Source organism: Pseudomonas sp. TWP3-2 (genome assembly GCF_049897765.1).
GTDB lineage: Bacteria > Pseudomonadota > Gammaproteobacteria > Pseudomonadales > Pseudomonadaceae > Aquipseudomonas.
The window spans coordinates 398,862-413,876 of record NZ_JAFCWW010000002.1 but is presented as its reverse complement, the minus strand read 5'-3'; the positions used below and the strand labels follow the sequence as shown (position 1 = coordinate 413,876).

The 15,015-nt window shown below is 59.7% G+C and carries 15 protein-coding genes; 4 read left to right on the top strand and 11 right to left on the bottom strand.

The annotated features are described in order from the left end of the window. Positions 1 to 95: 95 nt before the first annotated feature. A complete protein-coding gene (gene ptsP / locus ACP7EE_RS05060) occupies positions 96 to 2,375 on the bottom strand; it encodes a phosphoenolpyruvate--protein phosphotransferase (protein ID WP_426205285.1) in 2,280 nt (759 codons plus the stop codon). Between the two features lie 22 nt (positions 2,376 to 2,397). Next, positions 2,398 to 2,877 carry an RNA pyrophosphohydrolase gene (locus ACP7EE_RS05055; RefSeq protein WP_060543982.1) on the bottom strand — a complete coding sequence of 160 codons (480 nt, stop codon included), beginning with the start codon at positions 2,875 to 2,877 and terminating at the stop codon, positions 2,398 to 2,400. A gap of 143 nt (positions 2,878 to 3,020) precedes the next feature. On the opposite strand from ACP7EE_RS05055, the gene ACP7EE_RS05050 reads away from it, so the two are divergent. Then, the gene (locus ACP7EE_RS05050; protein WP_426205286.1) at positions 3,021 to 3,677 is read left to right on the top strand and encodes an HAD family hydrolase; all 657 of its coding nucleotides are present in this window, start codon (positions 3,021 to 3,023) and stop codon (positions 3,675 to 3,677) included. Between the two features lie 111 nt (positions 3,678 to 3,788). Here the strand turns inward: ACP7EE_RS05050 and ACP7EE_RS05045 are convergent, their stop codons facing one another. Then, positions 3,789 to 4,214, bottom strand: a complete 426-nt coding sequence (locus ACP7EE_RS05045; protein WP_426205287.1) for a DUF2269 domain-containing protein — start codon at positions 4,212 to 4,214, stop codon at positions 3,789 to 3,791. Positions 4,215 to 4,253: 39 nt separating this feature from the next. Further along, a complete protein-coding gene (ilvA, locus tag ACP7EE_RS05040) occupies positions 4,254 to 5,768 on the bottom strand; it encodes a threonine ammonia-lyase, biosynthetic (protein ID WP_420647405.1) in 1,515 nt (504 codons plus the stop codon). Between the two features lie 148 nt (positions 5,769 to 5,916). Between ilvA and rpiA the strand changes: the two genes are divergently transcribed. Then, entirely contained in the window at positions 5,917 to 6,591 is a 675-nt protein-coding gene (gene rpiA, locus ACP7EE_RS05035) for a ribose-5-phosphate isomerase RpiA (protein ID WP_426205288.1), read from the top strand. A gap of 145 nt (positions 6,592 to 6,736) precedes the next feature. Here the strand turns inward: rpiA and ACP7EE_RS05030 are convergent, their stop codons facing one another. The 4 genes from ACP7EE_RS05030 to ACP7EE_RS05015 form a co-directional block, all read right to left on the bottom strand. Beyond that, the gene (locus ACP7EE_RS05030) at positions 6,737 to 7,654 is read right to left on the bottom strand and encodes an SdiA-regulated domain-containing protein (protein WP_426233789.1); all 918 of its coding nucleotides are present in this window, start codon (positions 7,652 to 7,654) and stop codon (positions 6,737 to 6,739) included. A gap of 105 nt (positions 7,655 to 7,759) precedes the next feature. Further along, on the bottom strand, positions 7,760 to 8,689 hold the full coding sequence (locus tag ACP7EE_RS05025; protein WP_426233788.1) for an SdiA-regulated domain-containing protein: 930 nt from the start codon (positions 8,687 to 8,689) through the stop codon (positions 7,760 to 7,762). A gap of 298 nt (positions 8,690 to 8,987) precedes the next feature. Further along, complete coding sequence (locus tag ACP7EE_RS05020) at positions 8,988 to 9,653, bottom strand: fumarylacetoacetate hydrolase family protein (protein WP_420647409.1); 666 nt, start codon at positions 9,651 to 9,653, stop codon at positions 8,988 to 8,990. A gap of 37 nt (positions 9,654 to 9,690) precedes the next feature. Continuing rightward, the gene (locus ACP7EE_RS05015) at positions 9,691 to 11,085 is read right to left on the bottom strand and encodes an FAD-binding oxidoreductase (protein WP_426233787.1); all 1,395 of its coding nucleotides are present in this window, start codon (positions 11,083 to 11,085) and stop codon (positions 9,691 to 9,693) included. 204 nt (positions 11,086 to 11,289) lie between these two features. On the opposite strand from ACP7EE_RS05015, the gene serA reads away from it, so the two are divergent. Further along, positions 11,290 to 12,519 (top strand): phosphoglycerate dehydrogenase, encoded by a 1,230-nt coding sequence (gene serA / locus ACP7EE_RS05010; RefSeq protein WP_150602030.1) that lies wholly within the window; start codon positions 11,290 to 11,292, stop codon positions 12,517 to 12,519. Between the two features lie 62 nt (positions 12,520 to 12,581). Here serA and ACP7EE_RS05005 read toward each other — a convergent pair whose 3' ends face one another. Further along, positions 12,582 to 13,007, bottom strand: coding sequence for a DUF4399 domain-containing protein (locus ACP7EE_RS05005; protein ID WP_426233786.1), 426 nt, complete (start codon positions 13,005 to 13,007; stop codon positions 12,582 to 12,584). A 135-nt stretch (positions 13,008 to 13,142) separates the two neighbouring features. Here ACP7EE_RS05005 and ACP7EE_RS05000 point away from each other — a divergent pair, with 135 nt between their 5' ends. Then, positions 13,143 to 13,727, top strand: a complete 585-nt coding sequence (locus tag ACP7EE_RS05000) for a transporter substrate-binding domain-containing protein (protein WP_426233785.1) — start codon at positions 13,143 to 13,145, stop codon at positions 13,725 to 13,727. Between the two features lie 118 nt (positions 13,728 to 13,845). Here ACP7EE_RS05000 and ACP7EE_RS04995 read toward each other — a convergent pair whose 3' ends face one another. Both ACP7EE_RS04995 and ACP7EE_RS04990 read right to left on the bottom strand, forming a co-directional pair. Beyond that, positions 13,846 to 14,331: a DUF523 domain-containing protein gene (locus ACP7EE_RS04995; RefSeq protein WP_426233784.1), complete on the bottom strand. Its 486-nt coding sequence runs from the start codon at positions 14,329 to 14,331 to the stop codon at positions 13,846 to 13,848. 1 nt (position 14,332) lies between these two features. Continuing rightward, positions 14,333 to 14,965, bottom strand: coding sequence for a 2OG-Fe(II) oxygenase (locus ACP7EE_RS04990; protein ID WP_426233783.1), 633 nt, complete (start codon positions 14,963 to 14,965; stop codon positions 14,333 to 14,335). Positions 14,966 to 15,015 lie beyond the last annotated feature (50 nt).

The window sequence follows — 15,015 nt, the reverse complement described above, 5'->3', positions numbered from 1 at the left end:
AGCCAGCTCCCACAATGATCTCCAGTAAACACAGAGTTGGTGAATACCCGAGAAACCTGTGGGAGCTGGCTTGCCAGCGATGAGGCCGGCAGCGTTTAGGAGACCTTGGCCGCAGTCGGACTAACCATCTTCGCCAACCCAAGATTCTTCAGCGCCAGTTGCAGCGAGCTGTGAATCACCTGCGGATTATCAATCGTCATCAACTCCGCCAGCAGCTCCTTGGCCATGCCCAGATTGACCTGACGCAGCATCCACTTGACCTTCGGCAAGTTGGTGGCGTTCATCGACAGACTGTCGAAGCCCATCGCCATCAACAGCACTGCCGCCGCCGGATCACCGGCCATTTCGCCGCAGATACTCACCGGTTTGCCCTCGGCATGTGCATCGCGCACCACGTTTTGCAGGGCTTGCAGCACGGCCGGGTGCAGGTAGTCGTAGAGATCCGCCACGCGCGGGTTGTTGCGATCGACCGCCAGCAAATATTGCGTCAGGTCGTTGGAGCCGACCGACAGGAAGTCCACCTGCCGCGCCAGTTCCTTGGTCTGATACACCGCTGCCGGAATCTCGATCATCACGCCAATCGGTGGCATCGGCACGTCGGTGCCTTCGTCGCGCACTTCGCCCCAGGCGCGGTGGATCAGGTGCAGCGCTTCTTCGAGTTCGTGGGTGCCGGAGATCATCGGCAGCAGAATGCGCAGGTTGTTCAGGCCTTCGCTGGCCTTGAGCATTGCACGGGTCTGCACCAGGAAGATTTCCGGGTGGTCGAGGGTCACGCGAATGCCGCGCCAGCCGAGGAACGGGTTGTCTTCCTTGATCGGGAAGTACGACAGCGACTTGTCACCGCCGATGTCCAGGCTGCGCATGGTCACCGGTTGCGGATGGAACGCGGCGAGCTGCTCGCGGTAGATCGCCAGTTGTTCCTTCTCGCTCGGGAAACGCTGGTTGATCATGAACGGCACTTCGGTGCGATACAGACCCACGCCCTCAGCGCCACGTTTCTGCGCACGCGCCACGTCCGCCAGCAGGCCGGTGTTGACCCACAGCGGCATGCGGTGCCCATCGAGGGTAATGCACGGCAGATCGCGCAGGGTATCGAGACCCAGCGCCAGTTGTTTCTCTTCTTCGACCACTTCGGCGAATTGCTTGATCAGCACCTCGCTCGGGTTGGTGTAGATCTCGCCCTTGGTGCCATCGACGATCAGCGGAATGCCATCGACCTTGGCGTACGGCAAGTCGACCACACCCATTACCGTCGGTATGCCCATGGCGCGCGCCAGAATCGCAACGTGCGAGTTACCCGAGCCGAGTACCGAAACCAGACCGACCAGCGTGCCTTCCGGCACCTCGCCGAGCATCGCCGGCGTCAGTTCTTCGCTGACCAGAATGGTTTTTTCCGGGTAGACCAGATTCTGCTGACGCTCTTCTTGCAGGTAAGCCAGCAGGCGTCGGCCGAGGTCCTTGACGTCCGACGCGCGCTCACGCAGGTAGGCGTCGTCCATCAGTTCGAAACGATTGACGTGATCGGTCACGACTTGACGCAGCGCGCCTTGAGCCCACTGACCGGTCTTGATCACAGTGGTGACTTCGCTACCCAGCGCCTCGTCGGCGAGCATCATCAGGTAGACGTCGAACAGCGCGCGCTCTTCGGGGCGCAACTGAGTGGCAAGCTTGGCCGACAACGCGCGCATGTCGGCGCGCACGCCTTCAATGGCGGTCTTGAACAGGCCGAGTTCAGCCTCAATGTCGCGCACGGTTTTGTCCGGCACTACATCGAGATCAGCCGGCGGCAGCATGACTACCGCAGTACCGACTGCCGCACCCGGCGAACCCGGTACGCCGACGAACTTGGCTTCCTGAATGCCTTTGCCCTGCCGGCCCAGACCGCGGATCGAACCGGTGGCCTCGGCATGGGCAATAACCCCGGCGAGCTGCGCGCTCATGGTCACGAGGAAGGCTTCTTCACCTTCATCGAACTGGCGGCGTTCTTTCTGTTGGATGACCAGCACGCCGACGACGCGGCGGTGGTGAATGATCGGTGCACCAAGGAACGAGGCGTAACGCTCTTCACCGGTCTCGGCAAAGTAGCGATAACGCGGGTGATCCGCAGCGTTTTCGAGGTTCAGGGGTTCTTCACGCGTGCCGACCAGGCCAACCAGACCTTCGTTGGGCGCCATGCTGACCTTGCCGATCGAGCGCTTGTTCAAGCCCTCGGTGGCCATCAGCACGAAGCGGTTGGTTTCGGGGTCGAGCAGGTAGACCGAGCAGACCTGGCTGCCCATGGCCTCTTTGACGCGCAACACAATAATCCCCAACGCCGCCTTGAGATCCTTGGCGGAGTTAACTTCCTGGACGATCTTGCGCAGCGTATTGAGCATGGCTCGGGGTCGAACTCCGTCGTCAGTCGCGCGTTAAAAGGCGCGGGGCAAGCTCTTTGAGAGCGCGGCGATATACCTCGCGCTTGAATGTCACCACCTGGCCCAACGGATACCAATAGCTGACCCAGCGCCAGCCATCGAACTCCGGTTTACCGGTCAAATCCATCCGCACCCGCTGCTCGTTGGAGATCAGGCGCAGGAGAAACCATTTCTGTTTCTGGCCGATGCACAGCGGTTGGCTGTGGGTACGCACCAGACGTTGCGGCAAACGATAGCGCAACCAGCCCCGGGTACAGGCGAGTATTTCAACATCTTCACGTTCAAGGCCAACTTCTTCGTTCAGCTCGCGATACAAGGCGTCTTCCGGCGTCTCTTCAGGGTTGATTCCCCCTTGCGGAAACTGCCAGGCATCTTGATTGATACGGCGAGCCCATAGCACCTGGCCGGCGTCATTCGTCAGAATGATCCCGACATTGGGACGGAAACCATCGGGGTCGATCACGGCAACAACCTCGCAAACGCATGTCGCCGCATTGTTCCACAAAGATTGTGAAGGCAGCAATGAAGCTTCCTACCTTATGTGCACTCTTGTGAAAAGACCGTATTCTGGGCGCCTTTTTACTGACTTATCAGCGGGTAACTGCAATGCGCCTGGCTTTATTCGATTTGGACAACACCCTTCTGGGCGGCGACAGCGATCACGCGTGGGGCGATTACCTGTGCGAGCGCGGCTTTCTCGACAAGGTCGCATACAAGGCGCGCAACGACGAGTTCTATCAGGATTACCTGGCGGGCAAACTGGATAACGCTGCCTATCTGAACTTCTGCCTGGAGATTCTTGGCCGCACCGAGATCGCCGTGCTCGATCAATGGCACCGCGATTACATGCGCGATTGCATCGAGCCGATCATTCTGCCCAAGGCCCTCGAACTGCTGCAAAAGCACCGCGACGCCGGCGACAAACTGGTGATCATCACCGCCACCAACCGCTTCGTCACCGCGCCGATCGCCGAACGACTGGGCGTTGAAACCCTGATCGCCACCGAGTGCGAGATGGTCGATGGCCGCTACACCGGGCGCAGCACCGACGTGCCGTGCTTCCGCGAAGGCAAGGTGACGCGGCTGAATCGTTGGCTGGAAGAGACCGGCTATTCGCTGGACGACAGCTATTTCTACAGCGACTCGATGAATGACTTGCCGTTGCTGGAGCAAGTGGCGAATCCGGTGGCGGTGGATGCTGATCCGAATTTGCGCGCTGAAGCCGAGAAGCGTGGCTGGCCGGTGATTAGCCTGCGCGGCTAAAGATCAAAAGATCGCAGCCTTCGGCAGCTCCTACAGGGTTTGTGTCAGCCCACAATATCGGGTTCGACACAAACCTGTGTAGGAGCTGCCGCAGGCTGCGAGCTGTTCGCCTTAAACAGGTTTGGCACCCATCAACCCGGCAATCGCCACAAAACACACCAGCCCAAACAACGCCAACCCCAGACTGAACTTGCCAATCCCGCCCGGCGCCTTGCGCAACCGATTCAAGCGCACCAGCAGCCAGAACCACGCCAACGCCGCCACGGTGTAAAGCACGCTCGACGCCAGAATCCACGTCTGTCCCAACGGCCAGCCCACCAGATGCACCATCCACCAGCCGGTGAAGGGCATGCTCAGCAGCGCCAGCACGATCAAAAGCCAGACGAACACCCGTGGTCGCTGCAACGTACGGCTACCGGCTGTTGCATCACCGTTGCGCCGCGCACGCCAGACCCAGATTCCAAGGCCCAACGCGCCGATCAGCAACACCGCAGTGGCGAGCATGTGCGCCGCTTTCAGGGCGGATAACGTTTCCATGGTTCGATTTCCTCAGTCCGTGCAAATCAGCGTAGCCCCTCAGCCAAGAAACAGCTTATAGGCCGGGTTGTCGCTTTCGTCCCAGTACGGGTAACCGATTTCCTCAAGGGCTGCGGGCACCAGATGACGTTCGTCGTGCGGTACTTGCAGGCCGGCGACCACGCGACCGTCCGCTGCGCCGTGGTTGCGGTAGTGGAACATCGAGATGTTCCAGCGCCCGCCGAGCTTATTGAGAAAGTTGAACAGCGCGCCCGGGCGTTCCGGGAACTCGAAGCGCAGCACCACTTCATCGACCACTTGCGCCGCACGCCCGCCGACCATGTGGCGGATGTGCAGTTTGGCCAGCTCGTTATCAGTCAGGTCGAGCACCGGGAAACCCTGCTCGGTCAGGCTCGCCAGCAGTGCGCTGCGCGGATCGGTGTCCGGATGCGTCTGCACGCCGACGAAGATGTGCGCTTCGCTGCCGGTGTTGTAGCGGTAGTTGAATTCGGTGATCTGGCGCTTGCCGATAGCTTCGCAGAAGGCCTTGAAGCTGCCGGCCTGCTCGGGGATGGTCACGGCGATGATCGCCTCGCGGCCTTCACCCAGCTCGGCGCGCTCGGCGACGTGGCGCAGGCGGTCGAAGTTGACGTTGGCCCCCGAGTCGATGGCGACGAAGGTCTGACCGCTGACGCCACGCTGCTCGACGTACTTCTTGATCCCGGCCACGCCCAGCGCACCGGCCGGCTCGGTGATCGAGCGGGTATCGTCGTAGATGTCCTTGATCGCCGCGCAGATCTCGTCGGTGCTGACGGTGATCACTTCGTCGACGTAATCCTTGCAGATGTCGAAGGTGTGCTGGCCGATCTGCGCCACGGCCACGCCGTCGGCGAAAATGCCCACGGTCGGCAGTACCACGCGCTCACCAGCGGCCATCGCCGCTTGCAGGCAATTGGAATCGTCGGGCTCGACGCCGATGACTTTGATGTCCGGGCGCAGGTACTTCACGTACGCCGCGATGCCGGCGATCAGCCCGCCGCCGCCGACCGGCACGAAGATCGCGTCCAGTGGCTGCGGGTGCTGACGCAGAATTTCCATCGCCACGGTGCCCTGCCCGGCAATCGTGTGTGGGTCGTCGTACGGGTGGATGTAGACGTAGCCTTTTTCATCCACCAGTTTCAGCGAGTAGGCCAGGGCTTCCGGAAACGAGTCACCGTGCAGCACCACTTTGCCGCCGCGCGAGCGCACGCCTTCGACCTTGATCTCCGGGGTGGTTTTCGGCATGACGATAGTGGCTTTCACGCCGAGGACTTTTGCCGCCAGCGCCAGACCCTGCGCATGGTTGCCCGCCGACGCCGTGACCACGCCGCGCGCACGCTCTTCGTCGCTCAACTGCGTCAGCTTGTTGTAGGCGCCGCGAATCTTGAACGAGAACACTGGCTGCAAGTCTTCGCGCTTGAGCCAAATGTCATTGCCCAGCCGCTCGGAGAGCTGGCGAGCGTTCTGCAGCGGGGTTTCTACGGCAACGTCATAAACGCGCGAGGTGAGGATCTTTTTGACGTACTGTTCGAGCATCGGAAAGCATCACTGAGCGAGTTGGGCAGGGCCAAGGAGTCTAACCCGGCTTTTGTCCGGGCGACCACACGAATCCAGAGGTTTTAGCCGGTCTTGAGGCTATAATGCCGGCCTTTCCGTTTTCCCTCTGCCCGCTTCCGGAGCCCGCATGACCCAGGATCAACTCAAACAGGCCGTGGCCCAGGCCGCCGTCGACTTCATCCTGCCGAAACTCGACGACAAGAGCATCGTCGGCGTCGGCACCGGCTCCACCGCCAACTGCTTCATCGACGCTTTGGCCAAGCACAAGGGCGCGTTCGATGGCGCGGTCGCCAGCTCCGAAGCCACCGCCGCGCGCCTCAAGGGCCACGGGATTCCGGTGTACGAGCTGAATACGGTCAGCGATCTGGAGTTCTACGTCGACGGCGCCGATGAAAGCGACGCGCACCTGAACCTGATCAAGGGCGGCGGCGCAGCCCTGACCCGCGAGAAGATCGTCGCGGCCGTGGCCAAGACCTTCATCTGCATCGCTGACGGCAGCAAACTGGTGTCGGTACTCGGCGAATTCCCGCTGCCGGTCGAAGTGATTCCGATGGCCCGCAGCCACGTCGCTCGCGAGCTGGTGAAGCTCGGCGGCGACCCGGTCTACCGTGAAGGCGTGCTGACCGATAACGGCAATATCATCCTCGACGTGTTCAACATGCAGATCACCAACCCGGTCGAGCTGGAAGCGCAGATCAATGCGATTGTCGGCGTAGTCACCAATGGCCTGTTCGCGGCGCGTCCGGCGGATTTGCTGTTGCTCGGGACTAGTGAAGGTGTGAAGACGCTGAAGGCTGAGTAAACCTGGTAACCCACAAATGATGGGCATACCAATAAACCTGTGGGAGCTGGCTTGCCAGCGATGGCGGCCAGCCAGTCAACATCGATGTTGAAAGTGATGGCCTCATCGCTGGCAAGCCAGCTCCCACAGTGTTTTTTGGTGTGAGTTAAGGTTGCGCGGGTTTTTTGAACACGTAGAACAGATTCGGCTCGCTCACCAGATACAACGTCCCGTCATCGTCCATCGCAATGCCTTCCGCCTGCGGCACGGTTTTCTGCAAGCCTTGCCGGCCTTTGCTCAGCGACATCGTGCTCAACGGACGTCCGTCCACATCCAGTTCCAGAATCAGCCGCGATTCATCTGAAAGCGCCAGCAAATGCCCGCTGCGCTCATCGTATTGCAGGCTCGACAGATCGCGCACGAACATCCCGGCATCGCGCTTGGGATTGTTGATTACGTGCACTGCGTAAGACTTTTCCGGATTGAAGTGTGGAAAACCATGCACTTCGTAAATCAGCATCGGGTCGCGTTCCTTGGCCACGAACAGGCGCTTGCCCACCGAGTCATAGGCCAGACCTTCGAACCCCTTATTGCCGCTCAAGTGCACGCCAAGAGTCATCTGCTCGGCGTCGGCCGCATCGAGGAAAGTCGTGTCTTGTTCCAGATGGATCTTGATCAGCCGCTGCTGACTCTCGTCAGTGATCACGTAGGTGTCGGCGCTGATGAACTCCACCGCCTCTGGATCACCGAAGCCGATCAGCGCGATGCGGCGCAGGAGCTTGCCGTCCAGCGACAACTCGATCAGCTCGGAGTCCTTGTTGGTGACGGTGAACAGGCTTTTGCGCACCGGATCGTAAGTCAGCGCCGAGACATCGTCATTCAGGCCTTCGATGACCTGTGACTCGATCTCCACCCGATATTGATCGAGGGCGATGGATTCAACGCTGTGCGGTTGCCAAAGGGTATGCAGATTGAACCAGGCACGCTCGAACAGACGCATGTATTGGCCGAGCGCAATCAATGCGATCAGGGCAATCATCGACAGGATCAGAATCAGTGGTTTGGGACGGGCAAGTCGACGCATGCGGGCGGGCTCGGAATCAAAACAGGCGGATGAAATATCACGCGTGTCTGAACTGAAGCTTAATGGCCACTTGCCTGCGACCACAAGCAAACCCTGTGGCTGCGGTTATTTTTGCTTTTCGAAGCGATAGAACAGGTTCGGCTCGCTGACCATGTACAGCGTGCCACTGTCGTCCATGGTCACGCCTTCAGCGCGCGGGATGGTGCTTTTCAGGCCGTTGAAACCGCCGAGCAGGGTCATGAAGCTGACCTGCTCGCCCTTCTCGTCCAGCTCCAGCAGCAAGTGCGAGTCAGCGGACAGCACCAGTGTGTGGCCAGTGCGCGAGTCGATGGCCAGAGCCGATAGGTTACGGATGTCCAGTTCATCGCTGAACAGCTTCTGCTTGTCGCCCTTGAGGATCTGGCTGCCATCGCTTTTCCAGGTGAACAGCGCCGGCGGCCGTTCTTCGCCGAGCAACAGCTGCTCGTTGCGTGGGTCCCAGGCGATGGCTTCAAAGGCTTTGTTCTGGTCTTTCGACGGGCCGAGGTCGTATTTCGGGTAGTCATCGCGCTTCAATTCGCGGGTATCGGCATCGATCCTGACGATCGACAGCAAGTGCTCGCGCTCATCGACGATGGCCAGCAGACCGTTTTCCATCACTGTCAGGCCTTCAGGATTGCTCCAGCCCACTAGCGGCATCTTGCGCAGCACGTCACCTTGCAGGCTCAGTTCAACAAGAAACGGGTTTTTGCCCATCACCGAAAACAGGGTTTTGGTCTGTGGGTTATAGGACAGGTCGGACGCCTCGTCCTTCTCCATTCCGGGCAGCTGTTTGGCGTCGATCACCACCCGGTAATCCGGCAGCCAGACACTTTCCTTTTTCTCGGTCGGACTCTCGAAACGCTCCAATACCCAGAGCACACCACGATCGTCCCAGTGCATGGCAAACGCCAGCCCATAAACGGCCGCAGCCACCAGCAATAGCCAGGAATACCAGCGCATCGCGAAGCGCGAACGGCGGACAGTTTTGAGCTTGGGCAGCGGTTGAGAGGCCATCAAGGGACGCGTTCCAGAAATTCAGGCTAAAGGTAATAGCACAACAGGGGTGGCTCAGACGCCAGAATCCGCGGAATTATCCAGAGAGGATGTGAAAAAAACGGCAAATGGCGCGATTGCCTTATGGGTTTGCAGGAGCGATCACAGATCTAAATGTGGAATGGGCACCTGTGGCGAGGGAGCTTGCTCCCGCTGGGGCGCGAAGCGGCCCTGCTTTTCACTGCAAAAAGCAGGGGGCCTGCTGCGCAGTCCAGCGGGAGCAAGCTCCCTCGCCACAGTTCGGTGTCATCTCTACAGGTTAGAGGACGGAGCTAGTGAAGCTGCTAGCACCCGGCAGTTCCAGCACGATCTCGTCGCCGACATTCAGCGGGCCGACGCCAACCGGCGTACCGGTCAGGATCACGTCACCGGCCTGCAGCGAGAAGCAGCCAGCCATGTGCTGGATCATCGGCACGATCGGGTTGAGCATCGCGCTGCTGTTGCCGTCCTGGCGCACTTCGCCATTGATGGTCAGGCGGATGCCGATGTCGGTCAGGTCAGCGAAAGTGCTGCCGACCACAAATGGCGCGATCACGGCCGCGCCGTCGAACGACTTGGCGATTTCCCACGGCAGACCTTTGGCTTTCAGCTCGCCCTGCTTGTCGCGCAAGGTCAGATCCAGCGCCGGGGCGAAACCGGAGATCGCGTCCAGCACTTCTTCGCGGCTCGGCTTGGTCGACAACGGTTTGCCGATCAACACGGCAATCTCGGCTTCGTAATGCACCGAGCCACGCTCGGTCGGAATACTGAAACCACCTTCCAGCGGCACTACGCAACTGCCCGGTTTGATGAACAGCAACGGTTCGGTTGGCACCGGATTGTCCAGTTCCTTGGCGTGTTCGACGTAATTACGGCCGATGCACACCACTTTCCCCAGCGGAAAATGGATACGCGTGCCGTCGACATACTGGTGCTGATAGCTCATTGACCGACTCCTGATTCGTAGCGCTTAAGTTCGAAAATCAAACAGCGAAGATCTTGCCCGGGTTCATGATGCCATTCGGGTCGAACACCGCTTTTACCGCTTTCATGTACTCGATCTCAACCGGCGAACGGCTGTAGGTCAGGTAATCGCGCTTGGTCATGCCCACGCCGTGCTCGGCGGAGATCGATCCGTTGTACTTCTCGACGGTCTCGAACACCCACTTGTTGACGGTGGCGCACTTGGCGAAAAATTCGTCCTTGCTCAGGTTGTCCGGCTTGAGGATGTTCAGGTGCAGGTTGCCGTCGCCGATGTGACCGAACCAGACGATTTCGAAGTCCGGGTAGTATTCGCCGACAATCGCGTCGATTTCCTTCAGGAACGCCGGCACTTTCGAGACGGTGACCGAGATGTCGTTCTTGTACGGCGTCCAGTGCGAGATGGTTTCGGAGATGTACTCGCGCAGTTTCCACAGGTTTTGCAGCTGGGTTTCGCTCTGGCTCATCACGCCGTCCAGCACCCAGCCCTGCTCGACGCAATGTTCGAAGGTTTCCAGAGCGCTGTTGGCCACTTCTTCAGTGGTCGCTTCGAATTCCAGCAGCGCGTAGAACGGGCAGTCGGTGTCGAACGGCGCCGGTACGTCGCCACGGCCCATGACTTTGGCCAGCGCCTTGTCGGAAAAGAATTCAAATGCAGTCAGGTCGAGCTTGCCCTGGAAGGCGTGCAGTACCGGCATGATCGAGTCGAAATCGGCGGTGCCGAGCACCATCGCCGTGAGGTTCTTCGGTGCGCGATCCAGACGCATGGTCGCTTCGACCACAAACCCCAGAGTGCCTTCGGCGCCGATGAACAACTGGCGCAAGTCGTACCCGGTGGCGTTCTTGATCAGGTCTTTGTTCAGCTCCAGCACATCACCCTTGCCGGTCACGACTTTCATGCCCGCGACCCAGTTACGCGTCATGCCGTAGCGAATGACTTTGATCCCGCCGGCATTGGTGCCGATATTGCCGCCAATCTGACTGGAACCGGCGGATGCGAAATCCACTGGATAGTAGAGGCCGTGTTCTTCGGCGCGGTTCTGCAACTGCTCGGTGACCACGCCCGGCTGACACACAGCGGTGCGATCAGTGAGGTTCACCTCGATAATCTGGTTCATGTAGTCGAACGACACCACTACTTCGCCATTCGCGGCGACTGCGGCGGCCGACAAACCGGTGCGCCCGCCAGATGGAACCAGCGCGACCTTGTGGGCATTGGCCCACCGCACGATGGCCTGCACCTGTTCGATGGTCTTGGGGAAGACGATGGCGCTGGGTGCCGGGGCGAAGTGTTTGGTCCAATCCTTGCCGTAAGCATTCAGGGAGTCGGCATCGGTCAGGACTTTGCCAGGCTCAACCAGGGTCTTCAGTTCATCAATCAGGGCAGGATTGGTCATCGACAGAACTCTCGAACAATTCATGGTCATCCTGAAGACGCTTCACGTCGCAGGAATGAGTGTTTAGCGGGGTGGCTATGCTAGCATACCGACCCCGCAGGCCAGTGCCCAACGGCCTTTCTGCGGTGACGGCTTTCCTGCCGTCCGGGTCAGCGTCTGCTGGCTATTTCCTGCCATTTTTCTCCGGGATACAGGTTTACGCAGATGAGCAAGACTTCTCTCGATAAGAGCAAGATCAAGTTCCTTCTTCTCGAAGGCGTCCACCAATCGGCTGTCGACGTCCTCAAGGCGGCGGGCTACACCAGCATCGAGTACCTCACAGGTTCTCTGCCGGAAGCCCAGCTCAAGGAAAAGATCGCTGACGCGCACTTCATCGGCATTCGTTCGCGCACGCAACTGACCGAAGAAATCTTCGATCACGCGAAGAAGCTGGTGGCAGTCGGCTGTTTCTGCATCGGCACCAACCAAGTTGACCTCAGTGCAGCCCGCGAACGCGGTATCGCCGTGTTCAACGCGCCGTACTCCAACACCCGCTCCGTAGCCGAGCTGGTGCTGGCCGAAGCGATCCTGCTGCTGCGCGGCATCCCTGAGAAAAATGCTTCCTGCCACCGTGGTGGCTGGATCAAGTCCGCGGCCAACTCCTTCGAGATCCGTGGCAAGAAGCTCGGCATCGTCGGTTACGGCTCGATCGGTACGCAGCTGTCGGTTCTGGCTGAAGGCCTGGGCATGCAGGTGTACTTCTACGACACCGTGACCAAGCTGCCGCTGGGCAACGCGACGCAGGTCAACAACCTGCACGAGCTGCTGGGCATGTCGGACATCGTCACCCTGCACGTTCCGGAAACCGCTGCGACCCAGTGGATGATCGGCGAGAAGGAAATCCGCGCCATCAAGAAGGGCGGCATTCTGATCAACGCTGCTCGCGGCACCGTGGTCGAGCTGGACGCCCTGGCGGACGCGATCAAGGACAAGCACCTGATCGGCGCCGCGATCGACGTGTTCCCGGTCGAGCCGCGCTCCAACGACGAAGAGTTCGAAAGCCCGCTGCGTGGCCTCGACAACGTGATTCTGACCCCGCACATCGGTGGCTCGACCGCCGAAGCGCAAGCTAACATCGGTCTGGAAGTAGCGGAAAAACTGGTCAAGTACAGCGACAACGGTACCTCGGTATCGTCGGTGAACTTCCCGGAAGTAGCCTTGCCGGCTCACCCTGGCAAGCATCGCCTGCTGCACATCCACGAGAACATTCCGGGTGTGATGATGGAGATCAACAAGGTCTTCGCCGAAAACGGCATCAACATCTCCGGTCAGTTCCTGCAGACCAACGAGAAGGTTGGCTACGTGGTGATCGACGTCGACGCCGAGTACTCGGAGCTGGCGCAAGAGAAGCTGCAACACGTTAACGGCACCATCCGTAGCCGCGTGCTGTTCTGATTTCGCGCTGAGCCACAAAAAAAGGGAGCCTTCGGGCTCCCTTTTTCATGCACGCGGAAACGTTATTCGACGTTGACGGTGATTTTCTTCGAAACGATCGGCGGATCGAACGGCATGTGACCGCTGTCGCCCAGTTCCAGCTGCAAGGTGTGCTTGCCCGGGGCCAGTTTGATCGTGGCTTCAGTCTGCGCCTTGCCGAAATGCATGTGGTTGGCATCGTTCGGAATCGGCGCACCGGCGGCCGGCAATTTGTCGACGTCGATCAGCAAATGATGGTGACCGGTGTTCTTGGTGACGTCACCGGCCGGCGCCAGCGCGACGTCCTTGGTGCCGAACTTGACCTTGAACTCCTGGGAAACCGTGGCCCCGCTTTCGGGAGAAACGATGAACACTTCGGCGCCCTTGGGTGCCGGGGTGGCCGCACTGGCCAGTACCGAAACACCCATCAGCACACCAGCCAACGCTGCACGTGACATAAAGCTTTTCATTTTCTTCTCCAGTTTTTCCGTAAAATCCGCACGGTCATGACAACTTCATGACCATTCGTTGTCGAAGGAACTCGACAACCATAGCAAAGCGAGCCTGAATCAGAGCATCGCGATAATGATTTCAAAGGAGTGACCATGCGTTTTCTGCCTGGCCTGATCTGCCTGCTACCCCTTCTGAGCCCTCTGGCTCACGCCGAACTGATTGATGACGTCAACGACCGTGGCGAGTTGCGCATCGCCATTGAGGCTAATACACCGCCCTTCAATTTCAAGGAAGGCGACACCCTCGCAGGATTCGAGGTCGAGCTTGGGCAACTGCTGGCCAACGAGCTGGATGTGCGCGCCGACTTCATCGTCACCGATGAAAGCGACATGCTCCAGGGCGTTGAAAGCGGCAAGTACGACGTTGCGCTCAACCACATAGCACTGACCCCGGAACTCAAGGATCGTTTCGACTTCAGCGAACCTTACGGCAAGGTGGATGGGCAGTTGCTGGCAAAAAAAGATGAGCAGCCACGGTCGATGTTGCTGGTACAGACGCTGACCGAGGAAAAGCCGAAAGTCACGCCGCCGGTGGAATTGGCGATTCCGTTTCAAAAGGGCAATCCGGCGTTTCAAGCGAGTCTTGAGGGTGCGCTGGGGCGGATCAAGGCGGATGGGCGGTTGGAGGCACTGTCGAAGAAGTGGCTTAGCGCGCAGGCCACCGAAAACCTTAAGTGAACTCCGAACCTGTGGGAGCTAGCCTGCTAGCGATAGCGGTGGATCAGTCAGGACTGATGGTGACTGACCCAATGCAATCGCTAGCAGGCTAGCTCCCACAGTGATTTGTGGCGCATGACTAGTCGAGTTGTGTCAGGGCTTTCGCGGCTTGCGCCAGTTCCAGCTCGCTGAAGACATGTACGCCATGGCGCTTGAGCAGCGCGGCGGTTACACCTTCGCCACTGACCTTCACCCCACTGAACGTCCCGTCATACGTCAGCAGATTCCCGCACGACGGACTGTTGGCCTTAAGCACCGCAACCCGAATCCCATGCTTTCGCACCAGCTCCAGCGCCTGCCGCGCCCCGTCGAGAAACTGCGCACTGACGTCCTCACCTTCAGTTGTGATAACTGACGCCAGTCCGTCCAGAACCTCTGCCCCCTGCCCGCCCGGAATCTCCGCTGCCGCCCGTGGCGTTGGCAGCCCGCCAGCAACCTCGGGACACAACGGCACTACCCGGCCTTCGCTGATCCACTGTTCCAGCAGATCAAACGGCCCGCTCGCCCCACCGTCGTAACGCACGCGATGGCCCAACAAACAGCGGCTGACCAGAATCTTGTGCATATCAGAACGGCTCGTTGCCACGGCGACGGAACCAGCCCGTCAGCGACAAACGCTCGCGATTGGCAGGCAACACTTCATGCGGCACTTCACCCGAAAGAAACACCACCAGACACCCACCCGTAGGCTGCACGTCATGGACGCGGTCGTTTTTGAGGTACATGCGCAACTGCCCGCCATCCTCCGGCAGCCAGCCGTCATTGAGGTAGATCACTGCCGAAACCATGCGCCGGTCATCATCGCGAAACCGGTCGACATGCTTGCGATAGAACGCGCCCGGCGGATACAGGGCGAAATGGCACTCGAAGTCTTCCAGCCCGAGAAACAACCCGCGGTTAAGCGCCTCGCGCAGGCTGTCCATCAAGCCCAGATAACGGTCGCTGGCATCGCACTCACCCGGCTCGATCCACTGAATCTGGTCGCCACGAATCCCCTCGCGAACCTCCGAAAACGGCCCGCGCCCGACGCCCGCCGGTGCCAGTTCGCCCTCGGCTTCACGTTTACGGCACTCAGCCGCCAGCGCGCGGGTCAGATCTGCGGGCAGGAAAATGTTCTGCTGCGACCAGCCATGTTCGGCCAGGTCGTCGACGATGCGTAACAGCAGCGGGTGTTCAGAGGATATTTGCATGGCGCGCATAGTATGCCTGCGGCGAAAAATCCGACAGAGCCACGCGGCGGCTCGCTACG